The sequence below is a fragment of the Arenimonas daejeonensis genome (genome assembly GCF_007993735.1).
Taxonomy (GTDB): Bacteria; Pseudomonadota; Gammaproteobacteria; order Xanthomonadales; family Xanthomonadaceae; genus Arenimonas; species Arenimonas daejeonensis.
The window spans coordinates 2,526,503-2,550,944 of sequence record NZ_CP042453.1 but is presented as its reverse complement, the minus strand read 5'-3'; the positions used below and the strand labels follow the sequence as shown (position 1 = coordinate 2,550,944).

Annotated in this window: 20 protein-coding genes, 1 tRNA gene and 9 pseudogenes; 12 read left to right on the top strand and 18 right to left on the bottom strand. The window is 68.3% G+C overall.

Annotated elements, in window-relative coordinates:
* Positions 1-3: 3 nt before the first annotated feature.
* From ppk1 to FRZ33_RS12415, 4 genes and pseudogenes are all read right to left on the bottom strand, one after another.
* Positions 4-2,083, bottom strand: a pseudogene (ppk1, locus tag FRZ33_RS12430) (polyphosphate kinase 1).
* 67 nt (positions 2,084-2,150) lie between these two features.
* Positions 2,151-3,476 carry a phosphate regulon sensor histidine kinase PhoR gene (gene phoR, locus FRZ33_RS12425; protein ID WP_322618997.1) on the bottom strand — a complete coding sequence of 442 codons (1,326 nt, stop codon included), beginning with the start codon at positions 3,474-3,476 and terminating at the stop codon, positions 2,151-2,153.
* 19 nt (positions 3,477-3,495) lie between these two features.
* The gene (phoB, locus tag FRZ33_RS12420; RefSeq protein WP_146909996.1) at positions 3,496-4,188 is read right to left on the bottom strand and encodes a phosphate regulon transcriptional regulator PhoB; all 693 of its coding nucleotides are present in this window, start codon (positions 4,186-4,188) and stop codon (positions 3,496-3,498) included.
* 185 nt (positions 4,189-4,373) lie between these two features.
* Positions 4,374-5,977 (bottom strand): annotated as a pseudogene (locus FRZ33_RS12415) (M48 family metalloprotease).
* A 173-nt stretch (positions 5,978-6,150) separates the two neighbouring features.
* On the opposite strand from FRZ33_RS12415, the gene grxC reads away from it, so the two are divergent.
* From grxC to FRZ33_RS12400, 3 genes are all read left to right on the top strand, one after another.
* Positions 6,151-6,396, top strand: a complete 246-nt coding sequence (gene grxC / locus FRZ33_RS12410) for a glutaredoxin 3 (protein ID WP_146910647.1) — start codon at positions 6,151-6,153, stop codon at positions 6,394-6,396.
* Positions 6,393-6,785 carry a carboxymuconolactone decarboxylase family protein gene (locus FRZ33_RS12405; protein WP_146909994.1) on the top strand — a complete coding sequence of 131 codons (393 nt, stop codon included), beginning with the start codon at positions 6,393-6,395 and terminating at the stop codon, positions 6,783-6,785. The genes grxC and FRZ33_RS12405 overlap by 4 nt, the downstream gene beginning before the upstream one ends.
* A 171-nt stretch (positions 6,786-6,956) precedes the next feature.
* A complete protein-coding gene (locus FRZ33_RS12400; protein WP_146909993.1) occupies positions 6,957-7,988 on the top strand; it encodes an isocitrate dehydrogenase in 1,032 nt (343 codons plus the stop codon).
* Positions 7,989-8,031: 43 nt separating this feature from the next.
* Here FRZ33_RS12400 and FRZ33_RS15530 read toward each other — a convergent pair whose 3' ends face one another.
* Positions 8,032-8,181: a CPBP family glutamic-type intramembrane protease gene (locus FRZ33_RS15530; protein WP_174754922.1), complete on the bottom strand. Its 150-nt coding sequence runs from the start codon at positions 8,179-8,181 to the stop codon at positions 8,032-8,034.
* Positions 8,178-8,678, bottom strand: a complete 501-nt coding sequence (locus tag FRZ33_RS15525) for a CPBP family intramembrane glutamic endopeptidase (protein ID WP_174754967.1) — start codon at positions 8,676-8,678, stop codon at positions 8,178-8,180. Before FRZ33_RS15525 ends, FRZ33_RS15530 begins: the two co-directional genes overlap by 4 nt.
* Before the next feature lie 103 nt (positions 8,679-8,781).
* Between FRZ33_RS15525 and FRZ33_RS12390 the strand changes: the two genes are divergently transcribed.
* The gene (locus FRZ33_RS12390) at positions 8,782-9,444 is read left to right on the top strand and encodes a TetR/AcrR family transcriptional regulator (RefSeq protein ID WP_158637220.1); all 663 of its coding nucleotides are present in this window, start codon (positions 8,782-8,784) and stop codon (positions 9,442-9,444) included.
* On the opposite strand, the gene FRZ33_RS12385 is transcribed toward FRZ33_RS12390, so the two are convergent.
* The 10 genes and pseudogenes from FRZ33_RS12385 to FRZ33_RS12345 all read right to left on the bottom strand — a co-directional run bounded on the left by FRZ33_RS12385 (position 9,393) and on the right by FRZ33_RS12345 (position 16,999).
* The gene (locus FRZ33_RS12385; RefSeq protein WP_146909989.1) at positions 9,393-9,872 is read right to left on the bottom strand and encodes a YdeI/OmpD-associated family protein; all 480 of its coding nucleotides are present in this window, start codon (positions 9,870-9,872) and stop codon (positions 9,393-9,395) included. The two genes, FRZ33_RS12390 and FRZ33_RS12385, sit on opposite strands and share 52 nt — an antisense overlap.
* 90 nt (positions 9,873-9,962) lie before the next feature.
* Positions 9,963-10,529 carry a class I SAM-dependent methyltransferase gene (locus FRZ33_RS12380; RefSeq protein WP_227977863.1) on the bottom strand — a complete coding sequence of 189 codons (567 nt, stop codon included), beginning with the start codon at positions 10,527-10,529 and terminating at the stop codon, positions 9,963-9,965.
* A 92-nt stretch (positions 10,530-10,621) separates the two neighbouring features.
* A pseudogene (locus FRZ33_RS12375) lies at positions 10,622-11,378 on the bottom strand (Bax inhibitor-1/YccA family protein).
* Positions 11,379-11,440: 62 nt separating this feature from the next.
* Entirely contained in the window at positions 11,441-12,259 is an 819-nt protein-coding gene (gene thiD, locus FRZ33_RS12370) for a bifunctional hydroxymethylpyrimidine kinase/phosphomethylpyrimidine kinase (RefSeq protein WP_146909985.1), read from the bottom strand.
* A 49-nt stretch (positions 12,260-12,308) separates the two neighbouring features.
* Positions 12,309-12,767, bottom strand: coding sequence for a sodium-independent anion transporter (locus FRZ33_RS16425; RefSeq protein ID WP_227978344.1), 459 nt, complete (start codon positions 12,765-12,767; stop codon positions 12,309-12,311).
* 159 nt (positions 12,768-12,926) lie between these two features.
* Positions 12,927-13,894 (bottom strand): annotated as a pseudogene (locus FRZ33_RS12365) (SulP family inorganic anion transporter); the annotation flags it as partial.
* Between the two features lie 137 nt (positions 13,895-14,031).
* Positions 14,032-14,289 (bottom strand): helix-turn-helix domain-containing protein, encoded by a 258-nt coding sequence (locus FRZ33_RS12360; RefSeq protein WP_146909983.1) that lies wholly within the window; start codon positions 14,287-14,289, stop codon positions 14,032-14,034.
* A 108-nt stretch (positions 14,290-14,397) separates the two neighbouring features.
* Positions 14,398-15,795 carry a PhoH family protein gene (locus tag FRZ33_RS12355; RefSeq protein WP_146909981.1) on the bottom strand — a complete coding sequence of 466 codons (1,398 nt, stop codon included), beginning with the start codon at positions 15,793-15,795 and terminating at the stop codon, positions 14,398-14,400.
* A gap of 162 nt (positions 15,796-15,957) precedes the next feature.
* Complete coding sequence (locus tag FRZ33_RS12350) at positions 15,958-16,431, bottom strand: peroxiredoxin (protein WP_146909979.1); 474 nt, start codon at positions 16,429-16,431, stop codon at positions 15,958-15,960.
* Between the two features lie 7 nt (positions 16,432-16,438).
* The gene (locus FRZ33_RS12345; protein WP_227977861.1) at positions 16,439-16,999 is read right to left on the bottom strand and encodes a glycine cleavage system transcriptional repressor; all 561 of its coding nucleotides are present in this window, start codon (positions 16,997-16,999) and stop codon (positions 16,439-16,441) included.
* 115 nt (positions 17,000-17,114) lie between these two features.
* Here FRZ33_RS12345 and dapA point away from each other — a divergent pair, with 115 nt between their 5' ends.
* Both dapA and FRZ33_RS12335 read left to right on the top strand, forming a co-directional pair.
* Positions 17,115-18,005 (top strand): 4-hydroxy-tetrahydrodipicolinate synthase, encoded by an 891-nt coding sequence (gene dapA, locus FRZ33_RS12340; RefSeq protein ID WP_146909975.1) that lies wholly within the window; start codon positions 17,115-17,117, stop codon positions 18,003-18,005.
* A gap of 74 nt (positions 18,006-18,079) precedes the next feature.
* Complete coding sequence (locus FRZ33_RS12335) at positions 18,080-18,625, top strand: hypothetical protein (RefSeq protein WP_146909974.1); 546 nt, start codon at positions 18,080-18,082, stop codon at positions 18,623-18,625.
* Between the two features lie 64 nt (positions 18,626-18,689).
* On the opposite strand, the pseudogene fdxA reads toward FRZ33_RS12335, so the two are convergent.
* Positions 18,690-19,014 (bottom strand): annotated as a pseudogene (gene fdxA / locus FRZ33_RS12330) (ferredoxin FdxA).
* Positions 19,015-19,128: 114 nt separating this feature from the next.
* Positions 19,129-19,204: transfer RNA gene (locus FRZ33_RS12325), tRNA-Glu, on the bottom strand.
* A 112-nt stretch (positions 19,205-19,316) separates the two neighbouring features.
* On the opposite strand from FRZ33_RS12325, the pseudogene pcnB reads away from it, so the two are divergent.
* The 6 genes and pseudogenes from pcnB to pgi form a co-directional block, all read left to right on the top strand.
* Positions 19,317-20,530, top strand: a pseudogene (gene pcnB / locus FRZ33_RS12320) (polynucleotide adenylyltransferase PcnB); the annotation flags it as partial.
* A 153-nt stretch (positions 20,531-20,683) separates the two neighbouring features.
* Complete coding sequence (folK, locus tag FRZ33_RS12315; protein WP_146909972.1) at positions 20,684-21,184, top strand: 2-amino-4-hydroxy-6-hydroxymethyldihydropteridine diphosphokinase; 501 nt, start codon at positions 20,684-20,686, stop codon at positions 21,182-21,184.
* 24 nt (positions 21,185-21,208) lie between these two features.
* Positions 21,209-21,824 (top strand): annotated as a pseudogene (panB, locus tag FRZ33_RS12310) (3-methyl-2-oxobutanoate hydroxymethyltransferase); the annotation flags it as partial.
* Positions 21,751-22,032 carry a 3-methyl-2-oxobutanoate hydroxymethyltransferase gene (locus FRZ33_RS17985; protein WP_484463044.1) on the top strand — a complete coding sequence of 94 codons (282 nt, stop codon included), beginning with the start codon at positions 21,751-21,753 and terminating at the stop codon, positions 22,030-22,032. The pseudogene panB and the gene FRZ33_RS17985, both read left to right, overlap by 74 nt.
* A 6-nt stretch (positions 22,033-22,038) precedes the next feature.
* Positions 22,039-22,888: pseudogene (gene panC / locus FRZ33_RS12305) on the top strand (pantoate--beta-alanine ligase).
* 40 nt (positions 22,889-22,928) lie between these two features.
* Positions 22,929-24,442 (top strand): annotated as a pseudogene (gene pgi, locus FRZ33_RS12300) (glucose-6-phosphate isomerase).

Genomic DNA, 24,442 nt, shown 5'->3' with positions numbered 1-24,442 from the left:
CGGTCATCCGCAGAGTTTGGCGAGGAGCGCGCCCTGCGCAGAATAAGGCATCTCGCCCTCGTGCGGCGATACCCGCGCGTAGCTGCCGTCGTGCTGCAGCAGCCAGGCGTTGAGGTTGTCGGCCAGGTAGTTGGCCAGCTCCTCGTCGTACACGCGCTCGGCCAGCCTCGGGTCCAGGATCGGGAAGCAGGTCTCGACCCGGCGCATCAGGTTGCGCTCCATCCAGTCGGCGCTGGAACAGTAGATCTCCGGCGCGCCGCCATTCCGGAACCAGTACACGCGGCTGTGCTCGAGGAAGCGCCCGATCACCGAGCGTACCGTGATGTTCTCGGATACGCCCGGCACGCCCGGGCGCAGGCAGCAGGCGCCGCGCACGATCAGCTCGACCTTGACGCCGGCGCGCGAGGCTTCGTACAGCGCACGGATCACCGTCGGTTCGTTGAGCGCGTTCATCTTGGCGATGATGTGGCCGCCCTTGCCGCTGCGGGCGTTCTTCGCCTCGCGTTCGATCTTCTTCAGCAGGCCCTTGTGCAGCGTGAACGGCGACTGCAGCAGGCGGCGCAGCTTGATGGTCGGCGCCAGGCCGGAAAGTTGCTGGAAGACGTCGTGCACGTCGGCGGCGATGTCCGGGTCGGCGGTCATCAGGCCGATGTCGGTGTACACGCGGGCGGTTCCGGCGTGGTAGTTGCCGGTGCCCAGGTGCACGTAGCGCTGCAGCTTCTTTCCCTCGCGGCGCACGATCAGCATCATCTTGGCGTGGGTCTTGTAGCCCACCACGCCGTACATCACCTGCACGCCGGCTTCCTGCAGCTGGTCGGCCAGGCGGATGTTGGCTTCCTCGTCGAAACGCGCGCGCAGCTCGACCACCACGGTCACGTCCTTGCCGTTGCGCGCGGCCGTGATCAGGTGGTCGATGATCTTGCTGTCCTTGCCGGTGCGGTACAGCGTCTGCTTGATCGCCAGCACGTCCGGGTCGTTGGCGGCATGCTGCAGCAGGTCCAGCACGGTCTGGAAGCTCTGGTAGGGGTGGTGCAGCAGCACGTCGCCCTGGGCCAGCGACTGGAACGGCGCTTCCTCGTCGATGCTGGCCGCACGCGGCTTGAAGGCCGGGAACTTCAGCTCCGGGCGGTTCACCAAGGTCATAGACCTGCGTGACGCGGTTGAGGTTGACCGGGCCATTGATGCGATAGACCGCATTTTCGGTCAGGCCGAAGTTCTGCAGCAGGATCTTCACGATCGGCTTGGGGCAGTGTTCGGCGATCTCCAGCCGCACCGCCGGACGGAAACCACGGCTGGCCAGTTCGTCCTTGAGTGCGCTGGCCAGGTTTTCCACTTCTTCCTCGTCCACGAACAACTCGGAGTTGCGGGTGACGCGGAACTGGTAGGCGCCCTTGACCCGCATGCCGGTGAACAGGTCGTCCACGAAGGCGGTGAGCACCGCCGACAGCAGCACGAAGTCGTTCTGGCCGCCGGACACCTCGGGCGGCAGCTGGATGATGCGCGGCAGCGAACGCGGCGCGCGCACGATGGCCATGCCGCCGTTGCGGCCGAACGCGTCCTTGCCTTCCAGCACCACAACGACGTTGAGCGACTTGTTGAGGATGCGCGGGAACGGATGCACCGGGTCCAGGCCCAGCGGCGACAGCACCGGCAGCAGCTCGTCCTGGAAATACTTGTGCAACCAGCGCTTCTGCTTCGCGTTCCAGGCGTGGTGGGCGAGGATGCGGATGCCGGCGTTGCTCAGTTCGGGCCGCAGGGTCTCGTTCCAGTAGCGGTACTGCGCCTCGACCAGCTCGCCGGCCTTGTCGTGGATCAGCTCCAGCGCCCGGGTCGGCGCGATGCCGTCGGGTGGCAGCGGGCCGCCGAACTGCTGGGCGGTGCGCACGGTGGCGGCGCGGATCTCGAAGAATTCGTCGAGGTTGGTGCAGCTGATGCACAGGTACTTGAGGCGCTCCAGCAGCGGCACCTTCGGGTCCTGCGCCTGCGCCAGCACGCGGAAGTTGAACTCCAGCTGCGACAGCTCGCGGTTGAGGTAGAGCTCGGGGGCCAGCAGGTCGGGCGTTTCGGGGCTGTCGGGGCTCATGGTCCGTGCGGTGCGTTCGGGGCGGCAGGTGGGGGGCCCGCGCCAAGGGGGTAGTGTAAGCCGGGTCTCAGGCCACGACCGCCTGGCGGGCGCGCACCCGCGCCGGGCCGAACACGCAGGCGAAGGTGCTGCCCTTGCCGACTTCGCTTTCGATCTCCAGCCGGCCCTGGTGCAGGCTGAGCACGTGCTTGACGATGGACAGGCCCAGGCCGGTGCCGCCGGACTCGCGCGAGCGGCTGGTGGAGACCCGGTAGAAACGTTCGGTGATGCGCGGCAGGTGCTGGGCCGGGATGCCGTAGCCGCTGTCCTGCACCGCCAGCCGGGCGCCGCTGTCGGCGGTGCGGTCGAAGCGGATGACGATGCGGCCGTCGGTCGGTGTGTAACGCACGGCGTTGCTGACCAGGTTGGAGAAGGCGCTGTGCAGTTCCTTGGTCGAGCCGGTCAGGTCGCAGCCGGCCAGGTCCTCCACCACGATCTGGTGCCGGCCCTGGCTGAGCGCCTCGGCCTCGCGGCGCAGCGTCACCAGCATCGGCGCCATCGCCAGCGGCTCCTCCGGCAGGTGTTCCTGGGCTTCCAGGCGCGACAGTGTCAGCAGGTCCTCGACCAGCTGGGTCATGCGCTGCGATTGCCGGCGCATTTCCTCGACCATCACCGCCAGGTCGGGATGCTCCTCGGGCTCGATCATGTCCAGGTAACCGTGCACCACGGTCAACGGCGTGCGCAGTTCGTGCGAGACGTTGGCGACGAAGTCGCGGCGCACCTGTTCCAGCCGCATCAGCTTGGTGACGTCGCGCACCACCACCAGCCACTGGGTGCTGGAGTAGGGGATCAGGCGCAGGCTGATCCGCACCAGCGGGTCGACCGGGCTGGCGAGGTCGGTCAGTGGTTCGTCGGTGTGGGCGGCGGCCAGCCAGTCGCGCACGCGCGGCTGGTTCGGGAAGAAGTCCACCAGGGGTTCAGTCAGGCTCTGCGGGTAGCGCAGCCCGACCAGGTGCCGTGCAGTCTTGTTGAACCAGACCAGGCGGCCGTCGCGGCGGCTGATCACCAGGGCACCGTCGGGCATGGCGGTGGCGGCCTGGCGGTAGGCGCGCAGCAGGCGCACCAGGCGCCGGCTGCGGGTGCGGTTTTCGGTCTGGCGGCGGTGGATCAGCGTTTCCAGCGCCGCCCACAGGCCCTGGCCGTCCACCGTGCGCAGCTGTTTGCGCCAGTCCAGGAAGCGCAGCACGCGGTACAGGCGCCAGTAGGCGCGGGCCGCCAGCAGGGCGGTAGCGATGCCCAGGCCCCACCAGAGTTCATCCAGCGCCAGGCCGATGCCCACCGCCAGGGCGTAGAACAGCAGCAGCCGGATCAGGGACTGGCGCCAGGCCAGCCGCAGCAGCATCGAGACGCTCATGACCGGCGTTTGTCCATGCTCAGGCCATGGCCGCCGAGAAGCGGTAGCCCGAGCCGCGCACGGTCTGCACCATCTCGTCGAGCCGGAAGGGTTCCAGGGCCTTGCGCAGGCGGCGGATGTGCACGTCCACCGTGCGTTCCTCCACGTACACGTTGCCGCCCCAGACATGGTCCAGCAGCTGGGTGCGGGTGTACACGCGGTCGGCGTGGGTCATGAAGAAATGCAGCAGGCGGTATTCGGTGGGGCCGACGTGCACCGACTGGTCGCCGGCGAACACCCGGTGGGCGGCGCCGTCGATGCGCAGGCCGCCGACCGTCACCGAACCGTCATCTTCGTCCTCGCGCGAACGGCGCATCACGGCGCGGATGCGCGCCAGCAGCTCGCGGGCCGAGAAGGGTTTGACCACGTAGTCGTCCACGCCCGATTCCAGGCCGCTGACGCGGTCGTTCTCCTCGCCGCGGGCGGTGAGCATGATGATCGGGATGTCGCGGGTCAGCTCGTCCTTGCGCCAGCGCCGGGCCAGCTCCAGGCCGCTGGACCCGGGCAGCATCCAGTCCAGCAGGATCAGGTCGGGCACCTTCTCGGCGATCGCCGTCTGGGCCTCGCGGGCATCGCCGGCGTGCACGGGTTCGTATTCGCCCTTGCGCAGGGCATAGGCCACCATCTCGCGGATGGCGGGCTCGTCGTCAACGATAAGGATGCGTTTTTGCACAGGTTTACCGTGTCACCGGGAGGGGCCTGTGTGCAAGTAGATAAAACTTTTGTGACCGGGTGGTGACAGCGCCCTCTCCCCGCAGGGGGAAGCCCTCACGTGGCTCCTCCCCCTGCTTGCAAGGGGAGGCCCTCGCGTGGCTCCTCCCCTGCTTGCAGGGGGAGGCCGGGAGGGGGTGCTCTGGGCTACTGGGTATCCGGCCGCTGTTCGTAGGCCCGCATGCCCTGGCGCTCCATTTCGAGCACGACCGGAGTGATCGCGGCTATCCGGGCCTCGATGCGCGCGCGCTGGTAGTAGTCCAGGTCGTCCCGCTGCTTCAGGGCCTCGAGCTGGTTCAGGGCGTCCACGGCGCGCCCGTTCAGGAAGGCGGTTTCGGCGTAGGCCTCGCCGGCCCGGACCATGTCGCCGGCCAGTTCACTGGCGCGGGCGAAATTGCGCTGGAACAGCGGGTCGCTGGCGCCATCGGCCAGCAGCGGCCGCAGGACTTCCTGGGCCCGCCGACCCGCCGCGGGCGTGGCCAGCTCGCCCAGGACCTGGGCGTAGGTCAGGCGGATGGCGCGGTTTTCCGGGTGTTCCAGCAGCAGGGTATCGAAACGCTGGCGGGCCAGGTCCTGTTTCCCGGCCCTGGCGGCGCATTCGGCCCTGGCCAGCTCCAGCCAGAGCTGGCCGGGGTGGCGGGCCAGCAGGTCATCCAGGGTTTTTCCGCTTCGGCCGGGTAGCCGGCGCGCAACAGGGCCAAGGCCAGGCCGTAATCACGGCCGTCGTCGGGCCTGGCCCCGGGCGCGCGGGCCAAGGCACGGTACTCGCGCAGGCCGGCGGCGGGGTTGTCGGCACTCAGGGCCCGCAGGCGGTCGCGGGCCCACATGAACTGTTCGCCGTTGTCACTCGCGTAGCCGCTGCCCAGGCTGTACAGGCCGGGCAACAGCGGATTGCCCAGGGAACGGGGTGTCGGGGTTGCGGCCGGACCCGACAGGGCCAGCTTCTGGGCCAACTGGCGGGTTTCGCTGATGCGGGTGGTGGTGACGGGGTGGCTGCGAAGGTAGTCGGGCAGCTGGTAACCACCGCTGTTGCCGCGGGTCACGCGCTGCATGCGCTCGAAGAAGTCGGCCATGCCGTCTGGCTTGTAGCCGGCCCGCGCCATGGTGTTGATGCCGACCCGGTCGGCCTCGGATTCGTTCGAACGGGTGTAGTCGATCTGACGTTGCTGCATCAGCGCCATCGCGCCGGCGATGGCGGCGGCGGTGGCATTGGATCCGGAGTCGTCGCCACTGTTGCTGGCGTTGCTGACGGCCTGGGAGGCGGCGATGGCGCCGATCATGGCCAGCAGGATCGGGATCTGGTCTTTCTGCGCGCGCTCCACAGACCGCAGCACGTGGCGCTGGCTGACATGGGCGATTTCGTGCGCCATCACGCCGGCGACCTCGGCTTCGCTTTCGGCGGTCAGCACCAGGCCTGCGTTCATGCCGATGTAGCCGCCCAGGGTGGCGAAGGCGTTGATGTTGCGGTCGCGCAGCATGAAGAAGGTGAACGACTGGCGCGGCGTGTCGCTGGCCGAGGCCAGGCGGTAGCCCATGGCCTGCAGCCAGGAATCGATCAGTGCGTCGTCCAGCACCAGGCCCATGCGCCGCAGCTCGTAGAGCATGTACGCGCCGTAATTGGCCTCCATGCTTGGATCGATCACTTCGCCCGCGGATGAGCCGATGTCGGGCAGCCGGGAGTCCTGGGCATGCGCGCTGCAGGCCAGGCCGATGGCCAGGCTGAGGACGGCGGCGGGAAGCAGGGTGCGCACGGCGGCTCCGGACGGGGGACGGCTCAGGATAGCGGCTAGCCTGCGCCGCGGGGTGAATCGGCCGTTAATACGGACGGCCGGCATTCCGCAGCGTTGCAGGGCCGTGCTGGAAAAGCCGGCGCCGGCCCCCAGACTTGCGCATCTCCCGGAGGTATCCCGTGTCCGACGTCCTGATGTACACCACCGCGATCTGCCCCTACTGCGTCGCGACCAAGAATTTCCTGAAATCGCGCGGCGCCAGCTGGACCGAGGTGCGCGTGGACACCGATCCGGCGCGCCGGGCCGAGATGATGGAGCGCACCCGGCGCACGTCGGTGCCGCAGATATTCATCGGCGAGCGCCATGTGGGCGGTTACGACGAACTGGTGGCGCTGGACCGCGCGGGCGAACTCAAATCCCTGCTGGAGACGCAGGCATGAGCGCGGACGAGCAGGATCGGATCAAGGAGTTCACCGAGTTCAGGCAGCGCATGAACGAGCGCATCCTGGGCCAGGACAACCAGGTGGTGCGGCGTTTCTTCGCGCTGGACACGCAGACCTACAAGGCCGGCGCGCTGGACGTGAAGACCAAGGAACTGATGGGCCTGGTGGCCTCGATGGTGCTGCGCTGCGACGACTGCATCAGCTATCACATCGCCCAGTGCAAGGAAGCGGGCGTGGACCGCGACGAGTTCTTCGAGGCCTTCAGCGTGGCCCTGGTGGTGGGCGGTTCGATCGTGATCCCGCACCTGCGCCGTGGCGTGGATTTCCTGGATCAGCTGGAAGGCGAGGGCATGCACGCCCCGGCCCAGCCCCAACACGACCACTGACCTGTTCGGGCCTGAAGGCCCTCCTGCATGGGATTCCCTGTAGGAGGGCCTTCAGGCCCGACCGACCCCGCGACCAAGGTCCAGTGGGCAGGAGGGGCGGGGGTTCTGGCATAATACGGCGCCTTCGGCGGCCGTCCGGCCGGCCAGAACCTCTTGGAAGAACAACACCTTATGACCCAGACCATCGCGGTGATCCGTGGCGACGGCATCGGCCCGGAAATCATGGATGCCACCCTGCAGGTGCTCGACGCGCTCAAGCTCGGCCTGCAGTACGACTTCGTCGAAGCCGGCCTGGCCGCCTACGAAAAGCAGGGCGAACTGCTGCCCGCCGCCACCCTCGATGCCATCCATCGCCACCGCGTGGCCCTGAAGTCGCCGCTGACCACGCCGGTCGGCGAGGGCTTCTCGTCCATCAACGTCGAGCTGCGCAAGCGCTTCGACCTGTACGCCAACGTGCGCCCGGCGATCAGCTTCCCGAACACCAAGTCGCGCTACGAGAACATCGACCTGATCACGGTGCGCGAGAACACCGAGGGTGCCTACATCGGCGAAGGCCAGAACCTCACCGCCGACGGCGAGACCGCCACGCTCACCCAGAAGGTCACCCGCCGCGGTTCCGAGCGCATCGTGCGCTACGCCTTCGACCTGGCGCGCCGCGTCGGCCGCAAGAAGGTCACCGTGGTGCACAAGGCCAACATCCTGAAGTCGACCTCGGGCCTGTTCCTGAAGGTGGCGCGCGGCGTCGCCGCCGAGTACCCCGACATCCAGTGCAACGAGATGATCGTGGACAACACCTGCATGCAGCTGGTGATGAAGCCCGAGCAGTTCGATGTCATCGTCACCACCAATCTGTTCGGCGACATCATCTCCGACCTCTGCGCCGGTCTGGTCGGCGGCCTGGGCCTGGCCCCGGGCGCGAACATCGGCACCGAGGCGGCGATCTTCGAGGCCGTGCACGGCTCGGCGCCGGACATCGCCGGCAAGGGCATCGCCAATCCGGTGGCCCTGCTGCTGGGCGCGGTCCAGATGCTCGAGCACCTGGGCAAGGTCGAAGAGGCCGGCCGCCTGCGCAAGGCCATCGTCGACACGATGGCGGCCAAGGACAACCTCACGCCGGACCTCGGCGGCACCGGCACCACGCAGAGCTTCGCCCAGGGCGATCGCCGCGCGCGCCGCCGGCTGAAGTCCTCTTCCGGGACATGAAAGGGCGCCTTCCGGCGCCCTTTTTCGGACCACGGCGGCGTCCTCAGGCCGGCATCAGCCCGGCATACAGCGCCACCAGGCCAATCGTGTCGACCAGGCCGTGCGCGATCACCAATGGCCACAACGAACGCAGGCGCAGGTACAACAGCCCGAACACCAGGCCGATGCAGCCGGTGACCACGATGCCGGTCATTCCCGGTAGGCGTGCGCCAGCCCGAAGGCCAGGGACTGCACCAGGACGGCCAGCAGGCCGGCCCGCTGCCCGCCGCCCCACATCGCCTGGAGCCGGCCCTGCAGGAATCCGCGGAACAGCAGTTCCTCGCCGAGGGCCGCCGTGCTCCAGGCGATCGCCAGCATGCCCAGCAGCAGCGGCAGGTTGTCCTGGATGGCACCGAGCCGGCCCGATTGCATCGGCGGCCAACCCAGCACCTGGGTCGTCACCACGACCGCGACCGCCGCGGTGAGGTAACCCAGCACGGCGCCGCCGAGCGCCGTGAGCAGTGTGCGCGGCAGGGACGAACGCACCAGCCCCAGCGACGGCCAGTCCTCGCCGGTCGAACGCAGCGACAACACGGCCGCGATACAGGCCAGCACCACCGCGATCGGCCCGGACATCGGCACTCCGATGGCGCGAAGGCCGAACAGGGCGGCGAGGAACACGGCGGCGACGATCAGGATCTGGCGTGGCATGGCGGGCTACAGGGACGGGGAGTGGCCTGCAGCGTGCCGGCGGAGAAAGAGAACGGCCATATACTTTTCCGCGACCGCATCCGCGGCGCTTCCGGACCCGACCATGGCCAGACGCGAAAGCCAGGCTGTCTTGCCGGCAAGGCAGCCACGCAGCCTGCTGACCCAGGAACGCATCCTCGCCGCCACCCAGGCGCTGCTCGCCGAGGGGCCCGTGGAGGCGATCACCATGGAGCAGATCGCCGAGCGCGCCCATGTGTCCATCGGAGCCATCTACAAGCGTTTCCAGGGCAAGACGTCGCTGCTGCCGCTGGTGCTCGAGCGGGTACAGGCACAGCAGTTCCAGCGCTTGAAGGGATTCTTCGCCGAGCCGCAATGGCCAGGCACCGACCTGGCCGGCCGCATCCACGGGTTGCTCGGCGTGTTCGCCGAGGCGCAGGTGCAGCAGCGGAAGCTGATCCGCGCCCTGGTCATCGGCCACTGGCAGTCGTCGGACCGCAGCGCGAATGAAGCGCAGGCCGCCGAACTGCTGGGGGCGATTCACGCCTGGCTGGCGGAGCGCCAGTCCGAGATCCGCCATCCGGCGCCGTCCCTGGCCTTGTCGCTGGGCTTGTTCACCACCCTGCAGACCCTGCAGACCGCGATCCTGATGGATCGCATCCCGCCCGGGCTGGGCGTCGAGCGTTTCACCGCTGAAATGGCGACGCTGTTCCAGCGTTATCTGGGGCTGGATTCCGCCGCCTCGGGTGCACCGAGGGCCTTGCTGTAGAACCCTGACCGGTCGAAGCAGCACACGCGCTTCTTGCCGGAGGCCAGCATGTCGCAGGCGTTGGCGACCCGCCGCGCGCGCGTTTCCGGCTTCCTGGCCGAGGTGATCCAAAGTATCCAGTCCCGCCGCGCCACCGGCGTGATGTCCTTCCACAGCGCCTTGGCCGGCGGCGCGCCAGCCAGTGCCTTGCGCAGGTCGGCCGGAACTTTCGCTTCCATTTCCTCTGCCGCCGGGCGGATCTCCAGCACCACGGTGTCGCCCACTTCGGCGCCAGCCGCCTCGCGCAGTTTCCGGTCCACCTTCAGCCAATGACTTTTCTGGCCGTCGGGTTCGAGCACGGCCCGGAAAGGCTGGCCGTTGAGATGTCCTTCGACGGTGGTCGAGCCTCGCGTGGGCAGCCTGGCGCTGGCGGCCGCGGGCAGGACCATAAACTCCAGGCCACCCTGCCAGCCGGCGCCGCCGGCTTGACGAGCCTTGCCTTGAATCCGATGGCAGGATCGGTCTTCCTCATACCCGTTCTACGCTGGCAACCCGAACAGGCGACGGGTTTCCGCATCCGGTTCCCCGTTGAATGCCAGCATGTTGACCTCAAGATTCCCCAGCCCGCTGAACGTCCGGGTGAACCCCGCCTTCTGCACGGCCTTCTGCAGCGACTTGTTGGTGAACCCGGTCTTGTGGGCGTAGTACTCGTTGCCGCTGCGCTCGATCTCGGCGCCATAGCCGTAGAACACGTCCAGCACGCTGATCGGTCCCGAGGGCGAGGTGTAGAGCGTGTCCTCGATGTCCAGGCCCTTCTCGAGGGCCATCTTCATCACGGCATGCATGTCCGGCACGCGGATCTGGGCGAAGCCGCCGGGCTTGAGCACGTGCTGGAATCCGGCCAGGACCCGGGGTACGTCGTGCGCGTAGTAGTGCTCGAGGTTGTGCGAGCAGTAGATGGCATCGAATTGCCGGGGCTCCAGCGTCGTCAGCAGCCGGGCGTCGCAGAGGATGTCCGGGGATCCGGAAGGGTCGATGTCGAGCAGCAGGTGTTCGAAATCAGCGTACTGGGGCGGCAGCGCGATCGCCTTGGTGTTGCCGCCCACGTTCAGGACTTTTTCATTGCGTACTCAAAGCGGTGCATGCATCGGAGCGAAGGCCCGGCATGTGCCGGGCCCCGCCGGGTGCACCTTCGGGTTCAGTCCCGCGACTGCAGCTTGGCCAGCAGGCGCAGGATTTCCAGGTACAGCCACACCAGCGTCACCACCAGGCCGAAACCGCCGTACCACTCCATGTACTTGGGGGCGCCGGCTTCGACGCCGGACTCGATGAAGTCGAAGTCCATCACCAGGTTCAGCGCGGCGATGATCACCACGAACACACTGAACAGGATGCCGAAGGTGCCGGATTCATGGATGAAGCCCATGCCCCAACCCGAACATCTGCATGCCGAAGTTGATCAGGTAGAGCACGGCGATGCCGCCGGTGGCGGCGACCACGCCCAGCTTGAAGTTCTCGGTGGCCTTGATCAGGCCGCTCTTGTACGCCATCAGCAGCGCGGCCAGCACGCCCATGGTCAGCATGACGGCCTGCATGACGATGCCCGGGAAGCTGGCTTCGAACATCGCGGAGACGCCGCCCACGAACAGTCCCTCGAGCGCGGCGTAAAGCGGTGCGGTGACCGGCGACCAGGTCTTCTTGAACACCGTGACGATGGCGACGATCAGACCGCCGATGCCGCCGACCAGCAGCCAGGGCATCACGGCACCCGGATTCTCCGGCGTGTACAGGCTCCAGGTGTAGGCGGCCATGGCCACCAGCAGGAGCAGCATGAAGCCGGTCTTGTTGACCGTGCCGTTGAGCGTCATCACTTCGCCATCGGCGCGCGAGACGACCTGGCCGCTGCCGACGTCGAGGAAGGTGTTCTGGTTCAGGGCCGGGTTGCCGCTGCGCATCGGGGTGGCTCCACGTGGATGTTGGAACCGATGCTAGCCCAGGCCGCCCCGGGTCGGCCAGTTCAGTCTGGCGGTGGCTCGACGTGCTTGCGCCAGAAGTGGTCCAGGACCGCTACCTTGCCCTTGCCGGGACGGTAGGCGTGCACCAGCGCGCCGTGCACGTAGTCGGTGGCGCTGGCGCAGGCTTCGCGCAGGGGCAGGCCGCGGCACAGGTTGGCGGCGATCGCGGAGGCCAGGGTGCAGCCGGTGCCGTGGCCTTCCAGGTCCAGGCGCGGATGTTCGAACTCCAGCAGCGCCTCGCCGTCGTCGTAACGGTCCACCATGGCGCCGGTGCCGGGCAGGTGGCCGCCCTTGAGCAGCACCGCCTTCGGATCCAGGGCCAGCAGTTCGACCAGGGCGGCTTCGGCGGCCTCGTCGTCGGTGATGGCGTGGCCCAGCAGCAGCTCGGCCTCGGGAATGTTCGGGGTGAGCACGGTCGCCAACGGCAGCAGGCGTTCGCGCAGGGCTTGCAATGCATCGTCCGCCAGCAGCTTGGCACCCGACGTGGCCACCATCACCGGGTCGAGCACGACGAAGGACGGTCTGTGGGCTTCCAGCGCATCGGCTACCGCGTGGATGACTTCGGCGTTGGCCAGCATGCCAAGCTTCACCGCGCCGACCGGGAAGTCGTCGAAGCAGGCGTCGATCTGTGCGCGCAGGAAATCTACCGGTGGCACGTGGACGGCGGTCACGCCGCGGGTGTGCTGGGCGGTGAGCGCGGCCAGCGCGCTCAGCCCGTGCACGCCGTGCGCGGCGAAGGTCCGGAGGTCGGCCTGGATGCCGGCGCCGCCGCCGGAATCGGAGCCGGCGATGGTGAGGGCGCAGATCGGTCGGGTGTTCATCCGCCGCATTCTGCCCGCCGGAGGCCGGGCTGGCGACTCCCGCCCGGGCTCAGACCCCGGCGACGTCCCGGATCAGGGAACTCCCGCCCAGGGACTCGGCCAGGGCGCGGGCCTGTGCGAAGTCGGCCACGAAGTGAAGTTCGCCCGGGCGTTCGACAACACCCATGCGCCGGATCACTTTCAACGGCTGCGGCTGCAGGCCGGAAACGATCAATATGATTCCCATGCGCCGGCAACGTTCGGCCAGCGATTGCAGTGAGTGCACGCCGCTGGCGTCGACCAGCGGGACCTGGCGCATGCGCAGGATGAATACGCGCGGCTTGGAATACATCTGGTCCAGCAGGTTGTCGAGCCGGTTGGCGGCGCCGAAGAACAGGGGTCCGCTGATCCTGAAGACTTCGACGCCGGGTGGCAGCTCGGCTCGCTGGTCCTCTTCGGGAACCGCAACACCGGCATCGTCATCCGCCTCGTCGTTGATCAGTTTCACGCCCGAGCTGACCTCGACCATCTGCGCCATCCGGTGCATGAAGGCGAACGCCGCCACCACCATTCCGACCTCGATCGCGACCGTGAGGTCGACGAATACGGTGAGCAGGAACGTGAGCACCAGCACCAGGCGATCGCCGCGCGGCGCCGCCCGCAGCGTGTGGCGGAAGTGGCCGTGTTCGCTCATGTTCCAGGCCACCACCACCAGCACGCCGGCCAGCGCCGGCATCGGCACGTAGCTCGCCAGGCCTGCCGCCCACAGCACGAAGGCGAGCAGGAAGAGCGCATGCAGCATTCCGGCCACCGGCGTGCGGCCGCCGGCGCGGATGTTGGTCGCGGTGCGGGCAATCGCGCCGGTGGCGGGCAGGCCGCCGAACAGGGCGAACCTGTGTTGGCCAGGCCCTGGGCGATCAGTTCGGTGTTGGAACGGTGGCGGCGACCGGTCATGCCGTCCGCCACCACCGCCGACAGCAGTGATTCGATGCCGGCAAGGAAGGCGATGGTGAGCGCGGCGGGCAGCAGTTCGAACAAACGCGCGAAGCCGATGTCGGGCACGGCGAACGTGGGCAGGGCGCTGGGGATGCCACCGAAGCGCGAGCCGATGGTGTCCACCGGCAGCCCGAACGCCACGGTGGCGATCGCGCTGATGACCACGGCGAACAGGAAACCCGGTGCGGTGGGCGCCAGCCGGCGTGTGCCGACAATGATGACCACGCAGCCCAGGGCCATGGCCAGCGCCCACGGGTTGAAGCTGTCCAGGTGCTGGCCGATCGCCGCCAGCTTGGGCAGGAACTCGGCGGGCAGTTGGGGCGTCTGCAGCCCGAGCAGATCCTTGATCTGGCTGGCGAAGATGATGACCGCGATGCCGGCGGTGAAACCGGTGACCAGCGGTTGCGGCAGGTATTTCATCAGCGTGCCGATACGCAGCAGGCCCGCCGCCACCAGGATGACGCCAGCCATCAGCGTCGCGAGCACCAGGCCGTCGAAGCCGTGGCTGACGATGATCGCGTACACGATCGGGATGAAGGCGCCGGTAGGCCCACCGATCTGGAACCTCGAACCGCCCAGTGCCGAGATCAGGAAGCCGGCGATGATGGCGGTGACCAGGCCCGTGCCGGGATCCGCGCCGCTGGCCACGGCCAGGGCCATCGCCAGGGGCAGCGCGACGATGGCCACGGTGAGGCCGGCGATGCTGTCGGCGCGAAGGTCGCCGAGCCGGTAGCCCTCGCGCAGCACGGTGGCCAGTTTCGGGTGGAAATGTTGTGCCACCCGTTCGCGCCAGAGGCTCATGGGCCGAGGTCCTTCAGGCGCACGCCGCGGCCCTGGCCCTGGCTGGGTTGTGCATTGCCGATCAGTTCGACGCCGGCAGCATCCAGCGCCGCGACGATCCGGGTCAGCGAATCCACCTTGCCGCCGACGGTGCCGGCGGTGCTGGCTTCCATGCGCTGGATCGTGGGAAGGGACAGGCCGGCGAGGGCGGCCAGGGTTCGCTGGTCGATGCCGAGCAGGGCGCGCGCGGCACGCAGTTGGGCGGCGGTGATCATGGTGGCGGCACCTGAGGGGCTCCAGGCGTCATTTGACGCCTGGAGCCCCTGTGCTGCAAGTACCGTACATCTATCGTGATGTTCAGTACATCATTAAGACTACTGGCCTCAGAGCACTTCCGAAGCGTAGTCGGCCAGTCTCGAACGCTCGCCGCGACGCAGGGTGATGTGGGCCGAATGCGCCCAGTTCTTGAAGCGGTCCACCGCGTAGGTCAGGCCCGACGTGGTTTCGGTCAGGTAGGGCGTGTCGATCTGCTCGACGTTGCCCATGCAGATGATCTTGGTGCCCGGGCCGGCGCGCGTGATCAGGGTCTTCATCTGCTTGGGCGTCAGGTTCTGCGCCTCGTCCACGATCACCCAGCGGTTGAGGAAGGTGCGGCCGCGCATGAAGTTCATCGAGCGGATCTTGATGCGCGACGCCAGCAGTTCGTTGGTGGCGCCACGGCCCCAGCTGCCGTGGTCCTCGGTGTGGGTCAGCACTTCGAGGTTGTCGGTCAACGCGCCCATCCAGGGGGTCATCTTTTCCTCTTCGGTGCCGGGCAGGAAGCCGATGTCCTCACCCACGCTCACCGTCGCGCGGGTCATGATGATCTCCCGGTAGCGCTGGATGTCCATGGTCTGCGTCAGGCCCGCCGCCAGCGCCAGCAACGTCTTGCCGGTGCCGGCGGTGCCGAGCAGGGTGACGAAGTCGATGTCCGGGTCCATCAGGGCGTTGAAGGCGAAGTTCTGCTCGCGGTTGCGGGCGTTGATGCCCCAGACCTGGTGCTGCGGGTTGCGGAAGTCGTCGACGATCTGCAGCACGGCGCGCTGGTCGTCGAGCCTGGCGACCTTCATCTCCACTTCGTCGTCGCCGGGCATGTACAGGAACTGGTTCGGGTACCAGCCGTCGTCCTCGGTGCGGCGCACTTCGTAGAAGGTGCGGCCCTTTTCGGTCCAGCTGCGCAGGCTGCCTTCGTGGCGCTCCCAGAAATCCGCCGGCAGCTCGTTGGCGCCGGTGAACAGCAGGTTGAAGTCGTCGATCGCCTTGTCGTTTTCGTAGTCCTCGGCCTTGACGCCGGCGATGGAAGCCTTGATGCGCAGGTTGATGTCCTTGGACACCAGCACCACCGGCACGCCGGGGTTGTCCTCGATCAGCTGCAGGATCGACGACAGGATCAGGTTGTCCGGCATGACCTTGCCGAACTTCTTGCCGCCTTCGACCGGTTTGAGCTGGAACAGCAGGCGGCCGACGCTTTCCTGCGCACGCAGCTGCAGGCCCTTGGGCTGTTCCAGCTTCACGCCCTGTTCGAGGTTCTGGCCGCCGTGCGCCTCGATGATCTCGTTGAGGAAGCGGCTGACCTGGCGGGCGTTGCGGCTGGCTTCGCTGTGGCCCTTCTTGCCGTTGTCCAGCTCCTCCAGGACCATCATCGGGATGAAGACATCGTGCTCCTCGAACTTGAACAGCGAGGTCGGGTCGTGCATCAGCACGTTGGTGTCCAGTACGTAGATCCGCTTGCTTCTAGTCATGGGGTTCTCGGCTAGGTTGGACACGGACAACAGACTCACATCCCTGTGTGACCGCAAAGGCGCGTCCCGCGCCCGCGGCTTTCGGTCTTCCTTGGAACGCACGGCAGCGGACCGCCGTGGCTCGCGGGGCGAGACGGCGGTGCGGAATTTCGCGGGGGTGGGTCACTTTGCCTTGGCGGCCTTCTGCAGGGCCGCGAGGACTTCCTCGGCGTGGCCGGCCACTTTCACCCCGCGCCAGCTTTCGGCGACGCGGCCCTTGGGGTCGATCAGGAAGGTGCTGCGTTCGATGCCGACGTATTCGCGGCCATAGAGCTTCTTGGGCTTGATCACGCCGAAGGCGCGGCATAGTGCTTCATCGGCGTCCGAAACCAGGTCGAACACGAAACCATGTCTGGTGCAGAAGTTGGCGTGCGAGCGCACCGAGTCGCGCGACACGCCGAGCAGGTCGCCGCCGGCCTTGCGGATCTTCGGGTAGACGGCATTGAACTCCATGCCTTCGGTGGTGCAGCCCGGCGTGTTGTCCTTGGGGTAGAAGTACAGCACCAGCCAGCGGCCCCGGTAGTCGGACAGGTTGGCGGTGCGGCCACTGCCCAGTGCCAGGGGGAGGTCGAAGATGCGGTCGCCGGTGTCGATCATTCCGTGCTCAGAACTTCATCGGGTCCATGATGGCGTCGAGGTTCAGGTGGTCGCAGAACTCGAGGAAATCGTCGCGCAGGGCCGCGATGTGCATGTTGGCCGGGATGCCGATGGTGACCTGGGCCGAGAACATGTCGGCGCCGGTCTGCATGGCGCGATAGCGCGAGCTGTGCAGGCTTTCGATGGTGATGCCCTGGCGGTCGAAGAAGTCGGCCAGCTGGAACAGGATGCCGGGCTTGTCGGCGGCGACCACTTCGACGATGTAGGGCAGCAGGTTCGACTGCAGGGCCTTGGGGCCGGTGCGGTACCAGACCAGCTTGTAACCTTCCTCGCGCTCGAGCCGGGTCAGCATGGCCTCGAGCTTGGCCACGGCATCCCAGGAACCCACTGCCAGCGCGGTCACGGACACGTCGCGGCCGACCGTGGACAGGCGGGCGTCCACCATGTTGCAACCACTGTCGGAAATGCGGCGGGTGACGGCCAAGAGCGGCGACTGCGGATGCGTGGTGTAGGCGCTGATCAGCAGGTGGTTCTCGTTGGCGGTCGGGCGTGCGGCAGGGTCGGTCAATTCGGTGTTCCGTGGCGGCGCGACTGAAGCTGCGCGGAATGTTCGCAGCCAGCATACTTGCCGCCGCTTTGAGCCCGCAAGTAACATCGGCCCCAGTCCCTGCAAGGCCCTTCCTTTGCACCTTTCCGGCAGCATCACCGCCCTGGCCACCCCGTTCACGCCGGCCGGCGACCTCGACCTCGACGCCTGGCAGCGCCTGATCGACCTGCAGCTGCGTGGCGGCAGCCGCGGCATCGTCGTCGCCGGTTCCACCGGCGAAGCGGCGGCGCTGTCGGACGACGAATACACGACACTGCTGCGCGCGGCGGTGGCCCAGGCCGGCGGCAGGCTGGTCGTGCTGGCCGGCACCGGCCAGTCCAACACCGCCAAGACGATCGCCCAGACCCGGTTGGCCCGCGACGGCGGTGCCGACGCGGCCCTGGTCGTGACGCCACCCTATGTGCGTCCGACCCAGGACGGCCTGGTGGCTCATTACACCGCGGTAGCCGAGCAGGGCGGCCTGCCGGTGGTGCTCTACAACGTGCCGGGCCGCACCGGCTGCGACCTGCTGCCCGAGACCGTCGCCCGGCTGTGCCGGCACCCGGGCATCGTCGGCCTGAAGGAAGCCCGTGGCGACGAAGCGCGCTGGAGTGCGCTTTATCCGCTTGCCGGTGCTGATTTCGCCCTGTTGAGTGGCGACGACCCGACGTTCGTGCGGGCAATGCGCGGTGGTGCCGCAGGTGTCATCTCCGTGGCCTCGAACATCGTGCCGGCCACTTTCCGCCGGCTCTGCGAACGGGTCGCTGCGGGGCAGGGCGACGCGGCTGCGGCGCTGGATGCCCGGCTGGCCGAGTTGTACGACTTCCTCGGCGTCGAATCCAACCCGATCCCGGTCAAGGCCGTTCTGGCCCGCCAGGGCATCGGCCACGGCCTGCGCCTGCCGCTGCTGGCGCTGTCGCAAGCACACCATGGCCGGGCCGACGCCATGGCCGGGCTCTGCGACCGCCTTGAACACGAAACCCCTTAAGCCGTTTACCCTATCGGCCATTCACCCTATCGCACCGAGCCCGCGGCGCTGCCGCGGTGCCACCCGAGATCACCATGACCGCGTCCCCGTTTTCCTTCCGCCCGCTGCTGATCGGCGCCATCGCCGTCGCCCTGCTTTCCCAGGGCGGCTGTGCCTGGACCCGGTCCAAGCTGGGCATGGACGCCGATTACGAAAACAGCGTGCAGAACCGCCCGCTGGAAGTGCCGCCGGGCCTGGACCTGCCGTCCACCGCCGGCGCCGTCACCGTGCCCGAAGTGACCGCGAACCCGAACGTCGCCGCGCCCGTGGCCGGCGTGCCCTCGTCGACGGCGTCGGGCGTGGCCGTCGCCGGCATCGATTCGTTCACCATCGACGACACCGTGGACAGCGCCTGGCGCCGGCTCGGCCTGGCCCTGGCCAAGATCGACGGCGTGACCCTGGGCGACCGCGCCCAGTTGCTCAACAGCTATGAGGTGACCTACCAGGGCACGGCCATGCTGATCCGCGCCGAAGCGGTGGGCGAGCAGACCCGGGTGGTGGCCCTGGGCGCCAACGGCCAGCCGCTGACCACCGGCCCGGGCCCGCAGCTGCTGGCCCTGCTCAAGGCGCGCCTGGGCTGAGCCGCGGGAACCGCGAAACAAAAAGGCGCCGCGAGGCGCCTTTTTTTCATGGTTGCGCCGGGCTTCAGCGCTGGAGTTCGTCGAGCTTGCCGGTCTTGCCGTCCCACTCGGCGGCGTCGGGCAGCGGGTCCTTGCGGGTGGTGATCACCGGCCAGGCCTTCGACAGTTCGGCATTGAGGGCGATGAAACCTTCCTGGCCCGCGGGCACGTCATCTTCCGGGTAGATCGCCTTGGCCGGGCATTCGGGCTCGCACAGGGTGCAGTCGATGCATTCTTCCGGGTCGATCACCAAGGAAGTTCGGGCCCTCGTGGAAGCAGTCCACCGGGCAGACCTCGACGCAGTCGGTGTATTTGCAGCGGATGCAGTTCTCGATGACGACAAAGGGCATGGCCGGGACTCGCGGGCGTTCGGATGGCGTGGATTCTAGCCGCAGCGCGATGCTGCGCCCAGCGCCGGTGTCCGGAAAGAAGAAGGCCCGGCAATGGCCGGGCCTTCGGAATGATGGCGCTCCCTAGGGGACTCGAACCCCTGTTCCAGCCTTGAGAGGGCCGTGTCCTAGGCCACTAGACGAAGGGAGCGCGGATGGCGAAGCTGCAGGACGGGCGCTAGTATAGCCGGCTTGACCGCCGCCGGGAAGCAATCCGGCCCGCCGCCCGCCGCCGCGCAAGGACCCCGCGCCGCCTCGCCCCCATGACGGACACCCGTATCGCCATTCCGACCCAACCCCTGATCGTGCCGCGCGCCGAGCACGGCATTTCCCGCAAGGACATCAGTCCGAACGCGTTGCGCGTGCTCTACCGCCTGCGAGAGGGTGGTTTCCAGTTACCTGGTGGGCGGCGCCGTGCGCGACCTGCTGGTCGGCGGGCATCCCAAGGACTTCGACGTCGCCACCGACGCCACGCCCGAACAGGTGAAGGCGCTGTTCCGCAATTGCCGGCTGATCGGCCGCCGGTTCCGGCTGGCGCACGTGGTCTATGGCCGCGAGATCATCGAGGTGGCCACCTTCCGCGCCAACATCGACGACGGCAGCGGCGACCGCGAGACCGAGGACGGCGGCCGCCTGCTGCGCGACAACGTCTACGGCACGATCGAGGACGATGCGGTCCGTCGCGACTTCACCGCCAATGCCCTGTATTACGCCATCGAGGATTTCTCGGTGCGTGATTATGTCGGCGGTTACCAGGACTGCCAGGACCGCGTGCTGCGCCTGATCGGCGACCCGGTCGAACGCTACCGCGAGGATCCGGTGCGCATGCTGCGCGCGGCGCGCCTGGCCGCGAAGCTCGGTTTCAGCATCGCGCCGGATGCGGCCGCACCGATACCCGAACTGGCGCCCCTGCTGTCGGCGGCGCCGCCCGCGCGCCTGTTCGACGAATGCCTGAAGATGTTCCTGGCCGGCCACGCCGAAGCCAGCTTCACGACGCTGGAAGACCACGGCCTGCTGCCGGCGCTGTTCCCCGAGACCGCCGTCGCGCTGGAGACCAACCGCAGCGGCGCCCTGCGCGCCATGCTGCTGCAGGCCCTGCGCAATACCGACAAGCGCATCGCCGAGGACAAGCCGGTGACGCCGGCCTTCCTGTTCGCGGCCCTGCTGTGGCCGGCGTACTGCCGCGAGCTGGCGGTGCTGCAGAAGGGCGGCACCGACCCGCTGGTGGCGCAGCAGCGCGCCGCCGACCGCGTCACCCTGCACCAGGCCCAGCGCATCGCGCTGCCGCGGCGCTTCTCGATGCCGATGCAGGAGATCTGGCTGCTGCAGCCGCGTTTCAACCAGCGGGTGAAGAAACGCGTGTTCCGCCTGTTGTCGCATCCGCGTTTCCGCGCCGCCTACGATTTCCTCGAACTGCGCGCCAGCGCTGCGCCCGATGTCGCCGATGACCTGGCCTTCTGGCGCGAGGCCCAGGCCCAGGCACCGGAGCAGCTGGCCGAACGCCTGAGTCGAAAGCGCCGCGTCGCGCCCGCGCCGAAGGCGAACCCGCCGGCAACGACAACACGTCCGCCGATGCCCCGCGCAAACGTCGCCGCCGCCGCAAACCCGGCGGAGGCGAGGGCGCCGCGGAATGAGGCCGGACGCGCCGATCCGCGCCTTCGTCGGCCTCGGCGGCAACGAGGGCGATGTCGAGACCACGCTCACCGAGGCGCTGTGGGCGGTGGACGCGTTGCCGCAGACCACCATCCGCCGCCAGTCGGCGCTCTATCGCACGCCGGCCTGGGGCCGCACCGACCAGCCGGACTTCCTCAACGCCGTGGTTGAACTGCAGACCCGCATGGTCGCGCGCGTGCTGCTGGATTCGCTGCTGGAGATCGAACAGCGTTTCGGACGCGTGCGTCGCCCGGAAGACCGCTGGGGCCCGCGCGTGCTCGACCTCGACCTGCTGCTGTACGGCGACGAGGTGATCGACGAGGCCGGCCTGAGCCTGCCGCACCCGCGCCTGCACGAACGCGCCTTCGTGCTGGTACCGCTGGCGGAAATCGCACCCGGGCTGACCGTACCCGGTCGCGGCGTGGTCAGGGACCTGCTCGCGGCGGTGGATACCGCAGGCATCGAAGCGATACCTTAGGCGTCCCCACCCCGGGCCACCGCCATGTACGCGAACGACCCCAAGACCACGGCGCGCACGCGCCTGACGGTACCGGCCCTGCGCCAGATGAAGGCCGAAGGCCGGCGCATCGTCTCGCTGACCGCCTATGACGCCGGCTTCGCCCGCAGCGTCGACGAGGCCGGCATCGACCTGGTGCTGGTCGGCGACTCCTGGGCATGGTCTGCCAGGGCCACGACAGCACGCTGCCGGTGACGGTGGACGACATCGTCTACCACACGCGCTGCGTCGCGGCGGGCCTGACCTCCGCCTTCCTTATGTCGGACCTGCCGTTCCAGGCCGATGCCACGCCGGAGCGTGCACTCGAAGCCTCCACGCGCTGCCTGCAGGCGGGCGCGGCGATGGTCAAGCTGGAAGGTGCCGACCACAAGCTCGCCGTGATCCGCTTCCTGTCCGAGCGCGAGATTCCCGTCTGCGCCCATCTGGGCCTGACGCCGCAGTCGGTGCTGCGCCTGGGCGGTTACAAGGTGCAGGGCAAGGAAGCCGCCGCGGCGAAAAACTGCTGGCCGACGCCAGGGCGGTCGCCGATGCCGGCGCCGACCTGCTGGTGCTCGAATGCGTACCCTCGGCGCTGGCGGCGGAAATCACCGCGGCCATCGCCATCCCCACCATCGGCATCGGCGCCGGGCCGGCCTGCGATGGCCAGATCCTATGTGATGCACGACCTGCTGGGCATGAACAGCGGCCATCGCCGGCCGCGTTTCGTCAAGGATTTCCTGGCCACGGGCGGCTCCGTCCTGGGCGCTTTCCAGGCCTATGCGGCCGCCGTGCGCAGCGGCGAATTCCCCGGTCCCGAACACGGATACTGAAGACACATGCAGACCCACACCACGCTGGCCGCGTTGCGCGCACAGATCAGGCAATGGCGGCGCGAAGGCGCCAGCGTCGGTTTCGTACCGACCATGGGCAACCTGCACGCCGGCCACCATGCGCTGATCGACCTGGCGCGCCGGCATGCCGATCGCGTGGTCGCCAGCATCTTCGTCAATCCGACCCAGTTCGGGCCGAACGAGGACTACGCGCGTTACCCGCGCACGCCCGACAGCGACATCAACGGCTTGGCCGAACGTGGCTGCGACGCGTTGTTCCTGCCACCGGTCGAGCAGATGTATCCCTACGGCACCATGGCCTGCGTGCAGATGCACGTGCCGGGCATCACCGACATCCTCGACGGCGCGTTCCGGCCCGGCCATTTCAATGGCGTGGCGCAGGTGGTGGCGCGCCTGTTCAACATGGTGCAGCCCGACCTGGCGGTGTTCGGCCGCAAGGACTACCAGCAGCTGCAGGTGATCCGCTACATGGCCCGCGAGATGAGCTTCCCGGTCGAGATCATCCCGGCACCGACCCTGCGCGAATCCGATGGCCTGGCCATGAGTTCGCGCAACCAGTACCTGCAGGGTGACGAGCGCCAGACCGCGACGCGCATCCACCAGACGCTGCTGTTCATGCGCGACGCCGCACGCCCAGGGCCTGCCGATCGCCGGCATCGAGGACGAGGCCACCGCACGGCTGGAGGCGGCGGGCTTCAGCGTGGACTACACCGAAGTGCGGCGCGCCGACCTGTCGCGGCCAAAGTCGCCCGACGAGACCGGCCTGCTGGCGTTGATCGCCGCGCGCCTGGGCCGCACCCGCCTGATCGACAACCTCGAGTTCGACGGCCCCTGACGCGGGCGCCGGATTTCGCCCCCAACGGCAAGGATTCCGAATGCTGACCCCCAGCCACTGGCAGATGCTCAGGCGCGAAGCGCAGCGCAGCTCGGCGACGACGCTGCGGCAACTGAACCTGGATACGCCCGGCCGCAGCGCCGATTTGTCGCTGCGGGTCGGCCCGATCCATGCGAACTTCGCGCGCCAGCACTTCGACAGGGAAGCGTTCGGAATGTTGCTCGACCTCGCGCGCCAGGCGGAGGTGCCGGCGGCGATCCGGGCGCTGTTCGACGGCGCGGACGTCAACGTGTCGGAAGCGCGGCCGGCCCTGCACACCGCGTTGCGCGGCAACCTGGGCATCGGCGCCCTGGCCGAATCGGCGCACCGGGACGCACTGGCGGTGCGGGTGCGCATGGACGCCCTGCATGACGAACTCGCGGCGAGCGGTGTCACCGACATCGTCAATGTCGGCATCGGTGGGTCCGACCTCGGGCCGAGGTTGGCGGTGGATGCGCTGAAGGACTACCACGACGGCCGTTTCCGCATCCATTTCCTCAGCAACGTGGACGGCAGTGCCGTGCAGCACCTGGTGCGCGGCCTGGATCCGGCGCGCACGGCGGCGATCCTGGTGTCCAAGAGCTTCAGCACGCAGGAAACGCTGCTCAACGGCGCCTTGCTGCGCGAGTGGATGGGCGGCGGCGAGCGCTTGTACGCGATCAGCGCCAATGTCGACCGGGCCGGCGCGTTCGGCGTCGCGGCGCGACGCGTGCTGCCGATGTGGGATTGGGTCGGCGGCCGGTTCTCGCTCTGGTCGGCGGTGGGTTTCGCCCTGCAGCTGGCGATCGGTCGCGAGGGTTTCGCCCGGCTGCTGGACGGTGCGGCGGAGATGGACGCGCACGTGCTGCAGTCGCCGCCCGAGGCCAACCTGGCGGTCTGGCATGCGCTGGCGGCCATCTGGAACCACAACGGGCTCGATTACGTCAGCCAGGCCGTGCTTCCCTACGACGAACGCCTGGCGCTGTTGCCGGCCTATCTGCAGCAACTGGTGATGGAAAGCCTGGGCAAGTCCGTGCACGCCGACGGCAGCCCGGTGGCGACGGCGACCGTGCCGGTGCTGTGGGGTGGGGCGGGCACCACGGTCCAGCACAGTTTTTCCAGGCGCTGCACCAGGGCTGCGATCCGGTGCCGTCCGATTTCATCGGCGTGGTGCGCCCCAACCACGGTTACGCCGAGAACCACGCCGTGCTGCTGTCCAACCTGCTGGCGCAGGCGGAGGCGCTGGCGAACGGCGCCGGCTCGAGCGACGGCAACAAGCGCTATCCCGGTGGGCGGCCTTCCACGCTGTTCCTGCTCGATGAACTGAGTCCGCGTTCGCTCGGCGCGCTGCTGTCGCTGTACGAGCACAGCGTCTACGTGCAGTCGGTGCTCTGGGGCATCAACGCCTTCGACCAGTGGGGCGTGGAGCTGGGCAAGCGCATCGCCAACGAACTGTTGCCGGCGGTCGCCGGCGAGACCGAGCCGGCCGATCCGGTCACCCGTGCCCTGCTCGCGGAGATCCGCGCCCGGCGTTGA

What these genes read in the sequence shown, in the direction of transcription:
- FRZ33_RS12390 (WP_158637220.1), top strand. Translation starts at nt 8,782, where the DNA reads ATGGCCAGACGCGAAAGCCAGGCTGTCTTGCCGGCAAGGCAGCCACGC.
- thiD (WP_146909985.1), bottom strand. Translation starts at nt 12,259, where the DNA reads ATGAACACCCGACCGATCTGCGCCCTCACCATCGCCGGCTCCGATTCC.
- FRZ33_RS16425 (WP_227978344.1), bottom strand. Translation starts at nt 12,767, where the DNA reads ATGGTCGAGGTCAGCTCGGGCGTGAAACTGATCAACGACGAGGCGGAT.
- FRZ33_RS12335 (WP_146909974.1), top strand. Translation starts at nt 18,080, where the DNA reads ATGACCGCGTCCCCGTTTTCCTTCCGCCCGCTGCTGATCGGCGCCATC.
- folK (WP_146909972.1), top strand. Translation starts at nt 20,684, where the DNA reads ATGAGGCCGGACGCGCCGATCCGCGCCTTCGTCGGCCTCGGCGGCAAC.
- phoR (WP_322618997.1), bottom strand. Translation starts at nt 3,476, where the DNA reads ATGAGCGTCTCGATGCTGCTGCGGCTGGCCTGGCGCCAGTCCCTGATC.
- FRZ33_RS15525 (WP_174754967.1), bottom strand. Translation starts at nt 8,678, where the DNA reads ATGCCACGCCAGATCCTGATCGTCGCCGCCGTGTTCCTCGCCGCCCTG.
- FRZ33_RS12355 (WP_146909981.1), bottom strand. Translation starts at nt 15,795, where the DNA reads ATGACTAGAAGCAAGCGGATCTACGTACTGGACACCAACGTGCTGATG.
- FRZ33_RS12350 (WP_146909979.1), bottom strand. Translation starts at nt 16,431, where the DNA reads ATGATCGACACCGGCGACCGCATCTTCGACCTCCCCCTGGCACTGGGC.
- FRZ33_RS12385 (WP_146909989.1), bottom strand. Translation starts at nt 9,872, where the DNA reads ATGGTCCTGCCCGCGGCCGCCAGCGCCAGGCTGCCCACGCGAGGCTCG.
- grxC (WP_146910647.1), top strand. Translation starts at nt 6,151, where the DNA reads ATGTACACCACCGCGATCTGCCCCTACTGCGTCGCGACCAAGAATTTC.
- FRZ33_RS12360 (WP_146909983.1), bottom strand. Translation starts at nt 14,289, where the DNA reads ATGATCACCGCCGCCCAACTGCGTGCCGCGCGCGCCCTGCTCGGCATC.
- FRZ33_RS15530 (WP_174754922.1), bottom strand. Translation starts at nt 8,181, where the DNA reads ATGACCGGCATCGTGGTCACCGGCTGCATCGGCCTGGTGTTCGGGCTG.
- FRZ33_RS17985 (WP_484463044.1), top strand. Translation starts at nt 21,751, where the DNA reads ATGCCGGCGCCGACCTGCTGGTGCTCGAATGCGTACCCTCGGCGCTGG.
- FRZ33_RS12400 (WP_146909993.1), top strand. Translation starts at nt 6,957, where the DNA reads ATGACCCAGACCATCGCGGTGATCCGTGGCGACGGCATCGGCCCGGAA.
- FRZ33_RS12405 (WP_146909994.1), top strand. Translation starts at nt 6,393, where the DNA reads ATGAGCGCGGACGAGCAGGATCGGATCAAGGAGTTCACCGAGTTCAGG.